Below are 10,327 nucleotides of genomic sequence, written 5' to 3'. Positions count from 1 at the left end.
CAACTCAGAAAGTCGAACTTATAAGCAAGTTAATTGCCCATAATATTGACAGAATGCAATATTATTTTTTGTTCTTATCAAGAGGGTTGCACCAAAGCCTGAAGGGACAAAGTTTATATATTCTAATTAGTCTAGAATAGATAAAAAGAGGTTTTTATGGATGCTATAATTCAATTACAAGATGTTTGGAAAATATATAAGATGGGTGAGGTTGAAGTTCCAGCATTAAGAGGATTAAATATTGATGTTAAAAAAGGTGAGATGTTAATTATAGTTGGAAAATCTGGCTCTGGAAAATCCACTTCTTTGAATATGATTGGCTGTTTAGATTTACCAACAAGAGGAAAGATTTTACTTGATGGAAAAGATATTTCAAAAATGCATGAATCAGATTTAGCACAAATAAGAGGGAAAAAAATTGGATTTATATTCCAAGATTTTGATTTAATTCCTTCTTTAACTGCATTAGAAAATGTTATGTTACCTATGACCTTTCAAAATGTTCCTAAGAGTAAAGCAATGCAAAGGGCAGTTGAATTACTATATAAAATGGGTTTAGGGGATAGATTAGACCATAAACCAAGTGAAATGTCTGGTGGAGAACAACAAAGAGTTGCAATTGCGAGAGCTTTAGTTAATGATCCTGAGATTTTGTTGGCTGATGAACCTACAGGAAATTTAGACTCTAAAACAGGAACTACAGTTGTAGATGAATTAATAAATTTAAATAAAAAAATGAAAAAAACAATAATAATAGTTACACATGATTTATCATTAACAAAATATGGAGATAGAATAGTAAAATTAATTGATGGACATGTTGAAAAGGAGGTCAAAGGATGAAAATTAAAAATTTTGGTATCATAGTTTTATTTATGATTTTAATGTTAGTTAGTTTTTCTTTTGCAGAACAGTCAGTAATAAGTTCTACAAAAGAGCTAAAGATAATTTTAATTAAAGTAGATCCCTCGCCAATTGAAATTGGTGGAAATGCGAAATTATTATTTGAAGTTACAAATATTGATTCTGTTGTTTTAAATAATTTAGACTTTTCACTCTCAGCAGCTTATCCGTTTACTGTTAAATCTAGTAGTATAAATGTTAATGCCCTATCTCCAGGAGAAAAGAAAAATTTAGAGTTTGAATTAGAAGTAAATAATGAAGCTAAAGAAGGAGATAATTATGTAAGTTTACAATTCTATTCACCTAAAAAAGCGATGAATATAGCTGAGAAATTTTTAGTTACAATAAGTAGATCTCAAAATGTTGTTGAAGGCAAAATAAATGCCCAGGCAATAGATTTGGAGTTGAATACTATTTCACCTGGTGGAACAACTGAATTGGGGGTAGATGTTGAAAATAATGGAAAAGCTTCTATGAAAGATGTAAAAGTTAAATTAGATTTAACAGACTTACCTTTTGCACCGGTATTTACTACATCTGAAAGGCACATTAATGAAATTTTGCCTGGAAGTTCTAGTAAAGCCCTATTTAATTTAATAGTATTACCTGACGCAGAATCTAAAGCATATAAAATTCCTATAACTATTGAATATTATAATGATTACGGAGAAAATACAACTAAACGTGATGAAATTGGTTTATTAGTTGGTGCAGAACCTGAATATTTAACAACACTTGCAAGTACAAATATTTATCAATTTGGAAAAAAGGGAAAAATAAGTATTAGTATTTCTAACTCTGGAACTTCTGATATGAAATTCTTAGTTGCAGAATTACAAGAGAGTGATTGCTATAACATAATTTCTCAACCTAAGATTTATGTTGGAAATATTGATTCCGATGATTATGAAACTGTAGATTATGAAATTTATACGAAAAGATGCAAAATTGATGGAGAAATTCCATTAAAAATTGAATTAACCTATAAAGATGCTTATAATCGAGATAAGGTTGAAGAAAAAGAAGTTGGATTGAGAATTTTTAATAGTATTGAAAGATCAAATTATGGTCTTGGGGAAACAGAGGGAAAAATATTTACGTTTATATTTTATATTTTGTTAGTAATCTTAATCTACTTTACTTATAAAGAATGGAGAAAGGATAAGAATATAGTTAAAGCACTAAAGCAAGGATTTTTAGACCTTTGTGCAACAATTGTAAGGTTTATAAGATTATTTAGATGGAAGAATGTAAAGACTTGGCCAAAAAAGATTGAGAGTTTTATTAAAAGTGTAAGGTAAAAAGTATGATAAAAGATTACTTTTTGCTTGCATTTAGTAATAGTTTAAAGCACAGAAAGTTAAGATCTTGGCTAACCATACTGGGAATTGTAATTGGAATTGTAGCAATAGTGGTTTTAGTGTCTTTAGCACAAGGTTTAAATTCTGCAGTAAAAGAAGAATTCCAAAAAGTTGGTGCTAACAGAATTTTAATTACTGCAGGGGGTGCTAATTTTGGTCCTATGAGTTCTTCTGTTTCTTCTCAGATTTTAACTGAAGATGATTTGAAAGTTGTTAGAAAAGTAAATGGGGTTAAAACTGCTGTTGGCGTGCTTACTAAATCTGCAAAGATAAAATTTAAAGATAAAACAAGATATGTAACTATTTATGGAACTCCAACTGATTCTGAATCTAAAGATTATATCGATTCTGTGAGTTTTTTTGACATTGAATTTGGAAGGCAATTAAGAGATGGAGATAAATACAAGGTAATATTTGGTTATTCAGTGGCAAATGATTTTTATGAAGATATAATTAAAATAGGAGATAAAATTGAAATTGAAAGACAAGAATATAGGGTTGCAGGCATACAAAAGAAAGCAGGAACAGGAGTCCATGATATTATTGTTAGAATACCCTTAGATACTGCAAAAGAGTTATTCAATGAACCTGAAGAAGTTTCTACTATATTTGTTTTGAGTGATTCTAATTTGAAGCCTGCTGAAGTTGCATTGAGAATTGAAAAGGATTTAAGAGATTTTAGAAATGTTAAAGAAGGTGATGAGGATTTTTCAGTACAAACTGCAGAACAAACAATACAGGGGTTTAATATAATTTTAATTTTAGTTCAAGCGATTTTAATTGGAATTGCAAGTATTTCTATTATTGTTGGTGGTGTGGGGATAATGAATACTATGTATACCTCAGTATTAGAAAGAACAAGAGAAATTGGAATAATGAAAGCTGTTGGTGCAAAGAATAAAGATATATTAATTATTTTCTTAATGGAATCTGGGATAGTAGGATTAACTGGCGGATTGATTGGAGTAGTGATAGGAATAATATTTGCTAAGCTTGCTGAATATATTGCAATTGCAAATGGAATTAGTGTTTTTAAGGCTTATTTAAGATTTCCTTTAATATTTGGAGTTTTGTTTTTCTCATTAGTTATAGGTTCAATAGCGGGATTATTACCTGCAAAACAAGCTGCAAAATTAAGACCTGTGGAGGCACTAAAATATGATAAATGATTATTTTAATTTTGCATTTAATAATCTTAAAAGAAGAAAGCTAAGAGCATGGCTAACTGTGCTGGGAATTATAATTGGAATAAGCGCAGTTGTTTCTTTGATTTCTATAGGGCAGGGATTTCAAAAAGCAATCGATGATCAATTTCAAAGCATGGGTGTAGATAAAATAATAATTACTCCGGGTGGGACTTTTTATGGTTTGGGTGAATCAGTTACTGCACTTACAGATAAAGATTTGAATGCCATTAGAAAAGTTCGAGGTGTTAATGCTATAACTGAAACAATTTACAAACTTGGAAAAGTAAAATATGATAATGAAGTAAAATATACTTGGATAATGGGTATGCCTCAAGATGAGTATAAATCTATAATAGAATCTATACAAAATATGAAAGTTGTTGAAGGAAGAGATCTTGAAAAAACAGATACATATAAGGCAGTGATAGGGATAAGAATTTTTGAAGGCAATTTCTTTGATAAGGCAGTGAATATAAGAGATAAACTCGAAATTGAAGGTGTTGACTTTAAAGTTATAGGAAGATTAGCAACCTTTGGAAATCCTCAAGATGATACAAATATTTTGATTCCTTTGGAAACTGCAAGAGAAGTATTTAATGAGCCAACGGATATTGATATGATATTTGTTCAGGCAGAAAAGAATATTGATACTTCTAAAGTTGCAGAAAGTATTTCAAAAGAACTAAGAAGTTTAAGAAATGTTGAAAAAGGTGAAGAAGACTTTTCAATTCAAACTTATGAAGATCTTAAAAAGAGTTTCTCAACAATATTTTTAATAGTTCAAATTGTAGTAATTAGTATTGCAGGAATTTCTATTGTAGTTGGTGGAATTGGAATAATGAATACGATGTATACTTCTGTATTAGAAAGAACAAGAGAAATTGGAATAATGAAGGCAATAGGAGCAAAAAATGGTATAGTTGCAACCATATTTATGATAGAATCAGGATTATTAGGTTTAGTTGGTGGAGCAATTGGTGTAAGTATAGGTATTGGAATAAGTAAATTAGTTGAATTATTGGCTGCTCAACTTGGAACAAATGTACTAAAAGCAAGCCTTTCACCTTGGCTGATATTTGGAGCTTTAATGTTTTCATTTGTGGTGGGTATGACTGCAGGCACACTGCCGGCAATGCAAGCTTCTAAACTAAAGCCTGCAGAGGCATTAAGATATGAGTAGAAAGCAATGAAGAATGTTGCTTTCTAATTAATAAATAACATTTATTAAAGTAGTAAAAAATGTTTAAATATAATTAAATAAATAAAATAGAAAATGAAGATTAAAAGAACTGAAAGATTTGTGAGAATATGGTTAGTTATATTTTTAGTTGTAATTACCTTCTTTTCAGTTTATTCTATTGCTACTAGTCGGCAAAGAGGTCTTGATTTAATTTCAAAACCTGAGACTGAAAATGAAGCTATCGATTTTTTTTATTTTACATTTTCTTTAGTAATTGTTCATGGAATTTTAAGTTTTATTTTAACTTTAATAATCGTATTTGTTGGAAATGCCTACCTTGAGGTTAAAAGAAACTCTTTAACTGATGCTTTGACAAATTTATATAATAAAAGATATTTTTATAGAATTCTATATATAGAAATTAAAAGAGCAAAAAGATTTATGCATCCTCTTTCATTACTCGTTATAGATTTAGACAATTTTAAAAAGTATAATGATAAATTTGGACATCATGCAGGAGACAAATTATTAAGAAATATTGCAAATGTACTAAAATCGAGTATAAGAAGTATAGACACTGTTGCGAGATTTGGTGGAGAGGAATTTACTATTTTACTTCCTGAAGCTTCACACTCAGAAGCAGTACGTGTTGCAGAGAGAATAAGAAAGAATATACAACATTCTAAATCTGGGGAAATAGACGTTACTGCAAGTATAGGTTTAGCAACTTACGATGGTAAATCTGAAATAACTGAGAAAGTTTTATTTAAAGAAGCTGATGAATTGTTATATCAAGCAAAGAAAGCGGGAAAAAATGTTGTTAAAAAAAGAATTTTAAACTAATTTTTTGCTATTACAATCCAATCCCATAATTCTGGAAATTTCTTAAAATTGCCGAAACCTGCGTCCTTAATCTCTTTCCAAGGATATACAACTTTTTGAATTTTAATATTTTTGAAACCTGCTTTTTTTAATCTTAAGATTAATTCAAATTCATAAAGGGCTTTTTGCTTTCCATTTAAATCATAAGTTCCAAATAAATAATCAAATTTTTTTGAATCAGTTAAATAAATGGTACTTTGCTTTGCTTTTGATTCTGAGTTAAATCTTAGTTCACTTTGAAATGTTAGAAAACCATAATATAAAAAAGATTCCATAGAAGGAAAAATTCCTATAAATTTTCCTTGTTTTTTTAAAATCTTAAAAACTTCTCTAAAACTTTTATCTATCTCCTTTGAAGAGGGCATAATTATTGAGTTTATTGCAACTGCAAGATTAAATTTATTATAAAAATCTTTTAAATTTCTTATATCTCCTTTTACAAAAGTGATATTAGGTTTTGAGTATTTTTTGGCATGATTTAACATTCCTTCAGAATAATCTAAAGCTGTAACTGTTTTAAATTTCTTTGAAAGAATTGGGAGCAATCTTCCTAAACCAGTTCCTAAATCTATTGCATAGTCTGTGAATTTTAATTGAGCTATTTCTTTGTAAAGAGGATTTTTTACACCTTTTGATAGTGGGCTAATTATTTCTGGGTAATAATTTTTTGAAATTCTATCCCAATCTTTTTGTTGCATTTTTATTTAAAGAAGAAAATTAAATATCTTCATAAATTTCTCTTCTGTGTCCCACCTTTATAATTTCTAATAATTGTTTATCCTCTTGCAAATCAATTAAAACTCTATAATCTCCAACACGTAAACTCCAAATATTAATAGATTCTAATTTTTTCATAAAACTTTGAGGGGTATCTTTAATAAGAATAACTTTTTTTAAAATTCTTTCAGAAATATCTTTGGGTAACTTTTTTAATTGTTTAATTGCTTTAGGTTTTACTTCAATTTTATAAGTCAATCTTAACACCTAATTCTTTAATGGCATGACTTAATGAAACTCCTTTTTCTTTTCTAGCTTCGATTATATCTTCTTTAGTTTGTTTTGTTAAATGAAGCTCATTTAATTCCTTATATTTCATTAATTTAATTATCACTTCGTTATAGCTTTCTCTATTATATTCTTTAAAGTTCTTTAATTTATCCAAGGTTTCTTTTTGAACTTGTATAGTGGTTTGCATGTTTACTCATTATATATTAATTATATTCTTCTTATATACATCTTATATATAAAACTTTCTACAGTTTATCAGTTCTTAGAACTTCTAAGTTTAATGATTCTGCAATTTTAATTATTTCTTGCTTATTTGAAGTACCTTTCCAATCAATAATAACTCCTTTTATTGGTTCTAAGGTATTTTTTATTACTTGTTGAATCATTTTTTCTGTTAAAGAATTTAATTGATATTTTGGGCAGATATGCGAAAGTGCTAAATCTGAGTTTATTAAAATTTTGTTAAAATTATAACAATAATGTTGTCCACCTATGCCTAAATAAGTTTTGTAAGATTTTGTTTTTTGTTTTAATGTTTCTACAATTGTTCTTGCAATTATATCTCCTAATTCAGGTTTAATCCAATCATCTTTTGTTGAACCTATTTCTATAAAAATTGAAGGTTTGTTTAAATAAGGGCCATGATGTGTACATTCTAAAGTTGCAGGATAATCCCTATTTGCATTTTTATTTAAATTAATAAATAATTCTTTTTCAAATGATGCATTTGCTATGCCTAACATTTTTTCTTTACCACCAATATCTGCTTTGTTCCAATTACCTGGAAAATGACAAGTTAAACATTTCTTTTGAGAGGCACTTTCATGTTTAGTTGGAAGTATGAAGAAATCATAATTTAATTTGTTTATTTTATCTGCAAAAACTGTTCTTTCTTTAATTTTAAGCAAATCTGCATTTAATTTATAGTTTTTTAGAGAATTGTATATATTAATAGATGCTGGATCTGCTTCTGAGCATATAATTGCAATTTTCATAAGGAGAAACATATTTATATTACTTAAATAACTTTTGTTATATGTTAATAGATTTAAAGATTTTAAACTTTCTTATTGTGTTTTTAGGGGTTTTATTAGGGGGTTATTTAACTTATATTGCTAAAGAAGAAATTGAATATTCTAAGAAATATTTGAAAGTAACTTTGTTGGTTCTTGGTTTTTTAGGTACAATTGTTGGAATATTTTTATTTAAAGGTTTTTTGATTTGGTTTTTAATAGGAGTTTTAATTGCATTTTTATATAGAAATATATTTTTTTATATAGGAATTTTACTGTTTTTGAGTTTAGGTTCTAAAAACTCATTTTTAATTTATTCTATAATATTTATTATATTGGGATTAATATATGGTTTAGTTGTTTCTTACGAAATGAATGAAAAGAAATTAAGTAAAATTACCTTAAATTTGATTCAGAAAAGTTTTGTTTTGTTTATACCCTTATTTTTAGGATTGTTTAGTGTTGATATGTCTGCTTGTGTGGGTTTAGGTTCTGGTGGTTTGTTAATGAGTTTAATTTTGATGATGTTTAAGGTAAAATTTAGATAAACTTTAAAAACCCTTTATAATAATTCTTAACTTATGGGCTCGTAGCTCAGCTTGGTAGAGCATCTGACTCTTAATCAGGTGGTCGGGGGTCCAAATCCCCTCGAGCCCGTTTATTTATTCAACATATAAATGGATATAAAGCAACCTTTGTCCAAGATATTCTAATGATTTTTCTTTAGATTGTTTTTTTAGTTCTTGACACCCCAAATAAATTTTTGTTAGACTTTTATCTCGAATATTATCAATAACTCCCTCTAAGTCATATAAATCATTTATTGGCTCTAAATTAGAGAATTTGTCATCTCTGCTAAAGAGTCTTTCTTTAAGTTTAATGTGGTCTAACTTAACTTTTCCTTCTATACAAAGATGTTTTAATCTAGATTCTAAAAGCTTATTGAAATGATAATACTTTGCTTGTAAATCTATTAATTCAGAAAGAGAAAGAATCATTTTTGTTGGTAAGTCATTATTTAAATTCATTGCAGAAATCAAAATTAGTTACTTACTTTTATAGTTTTTGTTTTTTAAGAGTTTTATTTTTCTTTTTTAATTTACCTAATCTCAATCTTTCTACTAATGCTTCTTTTGTTTGGGTCTCTTTTTCATCAATTATCAAAGCACGTTTTAGATAGGGTAAAAGATGCTTGTCAAAATCTCCAGGAGTATAACCTTTTTTTAACAAATCTTCTTCTATTTGAGGCAGAGTGTAGCCTTTTTCAAAATCTCTTTTTATGCAAATAGGAATTAAGCCTATACTTTTTTTAGTGTGCTTTGGAGGTTTAGGTATGTCTAATTTTTGAAGTTTTTTTAAATTTTGATAATCTCTTAGACCCCGATATCTTTTTTTGTTTTTAATAGATTTACGAATTTCAGGCAAAATTATTAAAATAAAGATTAAGATTAACCCAATTATAAGTAAGATACTAAAAATATAAGCTAATAAATTATTCACTAAATTCACCTCTCATTGAAATTAATCAAAATAATTTAAATACTTTTGTATATTAAATGAATTTTGGGGCTGTAGTGTAGTCTGGTTATCACTCTACCTTGGGGTGGTAGCAACCGGGGTTCAAATCCTCGCAGCCCCCTCTTTCTCAGCAGGTTTAATATGAAACTTAAATCTTGGAAAGATAATATAGGCTGCAATTAATGCACCAATAAAATTAAATAATAAGTCTAATGCATTATTCATATAATCTCCGACTGTAGCTTGGGCTTTTAAAAAAATTACAGCCAATAATTCCATAATTTCATTCAAGGTGCCTACACCTAATGTTGCTAAAACGATTATTATTACAAATAAAGAAGTATTAATGTTTTTTACCTTATATCTTAAAATTTCATAAATAATAAAAGTTGCAAAAAATGCTCCCAGTGCATGAACAAACTGATCATACCTTAGAATGTCTGAAAAGATGTAAATATCATATAATCTTATTTCATTGATATGTAAATTTCCTCCCATCAAACCTAAAAAACCCCACAAAGATAAGCCATATGTAATACCTAATGTTAAACCTAATTTTTTATGATATTTTATTATTGATAAGGCTAAAGCTAAAAAAACCATGAGATAATATGAAAATTCAAGATTTCTTTTTACAAAGGTATAGATTGCAAAGGCAAGAAGATAGAATAGAGTTATGATTGATAAAAGGAGCATAGCTCTTTCTTCTTTAGTATATTTTGGCATAGTAATAAAATTAAGTATAATCTTTAAAAAACTTTATCTTATTGAATTAAATTCATAAAGAAATTTACTGAATCTAATTTATATAAAACAAATAGAACAATTAATAAAAGTATTAAAATTAAAGCCATTAGTGCAATATTACCTGCAAAATTAATTTTTTGCCATCTAACCTGCTCTTTCATTAACTTTTGACTGTAACCCATTTTGTAAGTTCCAGTTTCGTCTTTCCACACCAACTCTTTGTCCATAATTTAGAATTTGAGTTAAAGGTTTAAATATTTTTCTAGTTTGAAAAATCTAAGTTAGGTTTAAATAGAAGTTAGAAGGGATTTGACTGAATAGCCTTTAAAGTGAAGATTGGTAAATAAGGGGTTTTTAAAGAGAAATTTTGAATTATTCAAATTCTCTAAAGAAAATTATTTAAAGGAAACAGATGCTTTTTATATTTAGGCTCCCGTAGTGTAGTCCGGTCAATCATTCGGCCCTCTCGCAAACTTAAATAAGATTAGAAAGTTTAGAGTAAGGCCGAGACCCGAGTTCAAATCTCGG

14 protein-coding genes and 2 tRNA genes are annotated in these 10,327 nt (G+C 27.9%); 8 read left to right on the top strand and 8 right to left on the bottom strand.

The features are described 5' to 3' along the window. Positions 1–156: 156 nt before the first annotated feature. From J4403_04750 to J4403_04730, 5 genes are all read left to right on the top strand, one after another. On the top strand, positions 157–843 hold the full coding sequence (locus J4403_04750; protein ID MBS3167480.1) for an ABC transporter ATP-binding protein: 687 nt from the start codon (positions 157–159) through the stop codon (positions 841–843). Next, positions 840–2,204, top strand: coding sequence for a COG1361 S-layer family protein (locus J4403_04745; GenBank protein MBS3167479.1), 1,365 nt, complete (start codon positions 840–842; stop codon positions 2,202–2,204). The genes J4403_04750 and J4403_04745 overlap by 4 nt, the downstream gene beginning before the upstream one ends. 5 nt (positions 2,205–2,209) lie before the next feature. After that, a complete protein-coding gene (locus tag J4403_04740; protein MBS3167478.1) occupies positions 2,210–3,433 on the top strand; it encodes an ABC transporter permease in 1,224 nt (407 codons plus the stop codon). Then, on the top strand, positions 3,423–4,631 hold the full coding sequence (locus J4403_04735) for an ABC transporter permease (GenBank protein ID MBS3167477.1): 1,209 nt from the start codon (positions 3,423–3,425) through the stop codon (positions 4,629–4,631). The genes J4403_04740 and J4403_04735 overlap by 11 nt, the downstream gene beginning before the upstream one ends. A gap of 93 nt (positions 4,632–4,724) precedes the next feature. After that, the gene (locus tag J4403_04730; protein ID MBS3167476.1) at positions 4,725–5,474 is read left to right on the top strand and encodes a GGDEF domain-containing protein; all 750 of its coding nucleotides are present in this window, start codon (positions 4,725–4,727) and stop codon (positions 5,472–5,474) included. On the opposite strand, the gene J4403_04725 is transcribed toward J4403_04730, so the two are convergent. The 4 genes from J4403_04725 to J4403_04710 are packed head-to-tail and all read right to left on the bottom strand — an operon-like array spanning position 5,471 to position 7,516. Next, a complete protein-coding gene (locus J4403_04725) occupies positions 5,471–6,211 on the bottom strand; it encodes a class I SAM-dependent methyltransferase (protein MBS3167475.1) in 741 nt (246 codons plus the stop codon). The two genes, J4403_04730 and J4403_04725, sit on opposite strands and share 4 nt — an antisense overlap. 19 nt (positions 6,212–6,230) lie before the next feature. Next, entirely contained in the window at positions 6,231–6,488 is a 258-nt protein-coding gene (locus tag J4403_04720) for a type II toxin-antitoxin system RelE/ParE family toxin (protein MBS3167474.1), read from the bottom strand. After that, complete coding sequence (locus tag J4403_04715) at positions 6,478–6,708, bottom strand: hypothetical protein (GenBank protein ID MBS3167473.1); 231 nt, start codon at positions 6,706–6,708, stop codon at positions 6,478–6,480. Before J4403_04715 ends, J4403_04720 begins: the two co-directional genes overlap by 11 nt. A gap of 58 nt (positions 6,709–6,766) precedes the next feature. After that, the gene (locus J4403_04710; protein ID MBS3167472.1) at positions 6,767–7,516 is read right to left on the bottom strand and encodes a hypothetical protein; all 750 of its coding nucleotides are present in this window, start codon (positions 7,514–7,516) and stop codon (positions 6,767–6,769) included. A 41-nt stretch (positions 7,517–7,557) separates the two neighbouring features. Between J4403_04710 and J4403_04705 the strand changes: the two genes are divergently transcribed. Then, positions 7,558–8,082, top strand: coding sequence for a hypothetical protein (locus J4403_04705; protein MBS3167471.1), 525 nt, complete (start codon positions 7,558–7,560; stop codon positions 8,080–8,082). A 35-nt stretch (positions 8,083–8,117) separates the two neighbouring features. Beyond that, a tRNA-Lys gene (locus tag J4403_04700) sits at positions 8,118–8,191 on the top strand. A 5-nt stretch (positions 8,192–8,196) separates the two neighbouring features. Here J4403_04700 and J4403_04695 read toward each other — a convergent pair. Together J4403_04695 and J4403_04690 are read right to left on the bottom strand one after the other, a co-directional pair. Then, positions 8,197–8,562, bottom strand: a complete 366-nt coding sequence (locus tag J4403_04695; protein ID MBS3167470.1) for a hypothetical protein — start codon at positions 8,560–8,562, stop codon at positions 8,197–8,199. Positions 8,563–8,590: 28 nt separating this feature from the next. Further along, positions 8,591–9,034 carry a hypothetical protein gene (locus J4403_04690; GenBank protein ID MBS3167469.1) on the bottom strand — a complete coding sequence of 148 codons (444 nt, stop codon included), beginning with the start codon at positions 9,032–9,034 and terminating at the stop codon, positions 8,591–8,593. Positions 9,035–9,099: 65 nt separating this feature from the next. Between J4403_04690 and J4403_04685 the strand changes: the two genes are divergently transcribed. Then, positions 9,100–9,173: transfer RNA gene (locus J4403_04685), tRNA-Pro, on the top strand. Here the strand turns inward: J4403_04685 and J4403_04680 are convergent. Both J4403_04680 and J4403_04675 read right to left on the bottom strand, forming a co-directional pair. Next, positions 9,155–9,778, bottom strand: coding sequence for a DUF2238 domain-containing protein (locus tag J4403_04680; protein MBS3167468.1), 624 nt, complete (start codon positions 9,776–9,778; stop codon positions 9,155–9,157). The genes J4403_04685 and J4403_04680 overlap by 19 nt on opposite strands. Before the next feature lie 38 nt (positions 9,779–9,816). Then, entirely contained in the window at positions 9,817–10,026 is a 210-nt protein-coding gene (locus J4403_04675; protein ID MBS3167467.1) for a hypothetical protein, read from the bottom strand. Between the last annotated feature and the right edge of the window lie 301 nt (positions 10,027–10,327).

This window comes from Candidatus Woesearchaeota archaeon (genome assembly GCA_018302225.1).
GTDB lineage: Archaea > Nanobdellota > Nanobdellia > SCGC-AAA011-G17 > JAGVZY01 > JAGVZY01.
The sequence above is the reverse complement of the archived record's forward strand: the minus strand, read 5'-3'. Positions and strand labels throughout refer to the sequence as shown.

What these genes read in the sequence shown, in the direction of transcription:
- J4403_04750 (MBS3167480.1), top strand. Translation starts at nt 157, where the DNA reads ATGGATGCTATAATTCAATTACAAGATGTTTGGAAAATATATAAGATG.
- J4403_04735 (MBS3167477.1), top strand. Translation starts at nt 3,423, where the DNA reads ATGATAAATGATTATTTTAATTTTGCATTTAATAATCTTAAAAGAAGA.
- J4403_04715 (MBS3167473.1), bottom strand. Translation starts at nt 6,708, where the DNA reads ATGCAAACCACTATACAAGTTCAAAAAGAAACCTTGGATAAATTAAAG.
- J4403_04710 (MBS3167472.1), bottom strand. Translation starts at nt 7,516, where the DNA reads ATGAAAATTGCAATTATATGCTCAGAAGCAGATCCAGCATCTATTAAT.
- J4403_04675 (MBS3167467.1), bottom strand. Translation starts at nt 10,026, where the DNA reads ATGGACAAAGAGTTGGTGTGGAAAGACGAAACTGGAACTTACAAAATG.
- J4403_04725 (MBS3167475.1), bottom strand. Translation starts at nt 6,211, where the DNA reads ATGCAACAAAAAGATTGGGATAGAATTTCAAAAAATTATTACCCAGAA.
- J4403_04705 (MBS3167471.1), top strand. Translation starts at nt 7,558, where the DNA reads ATGTTAATAGATTTAAAGATTTTAAACTTTCTTATTGTGTTTTTAGGG.
- J4403_04745 (MBS3167479.1), top strand. Translation starts at nt 840, where the DNA reads ATGAAAATTAAAAATTTTGGTATCATAGTTTTATTTATGATTTTAATG.
- J4403_04695 (MBS3167470.1), bottom strand. Translation starts at nt 8,562, where the DNA reads ATGAATTTAAATAATGACTTACCAACAAAAATGATTCTTTCTCTTTCT.
- J4403_04740 (MBS3167478.1), top strand. Translation starts at nt 2,210, where the DNA reads ATGATAAAAGATTACTTTTTGCTTGCATTTAGTAATAGTTTAAAGCAC.
- J4403_04730 (MBS3167476.1), top strand. Translation starts at nt 4,725, where the DNA reads ATGAAGATTAAAAGAACTGAAAGATTTGTGAGAATATGGTTAGTTATA.
- J4403_04680 (MBS3167468.1), bottom strand. Translation starts at nt 9,778, where the DNA reads ATGCCAAAATATACTAAAGAAGAAAGAGCTATGCTCCTTTTATCAATC.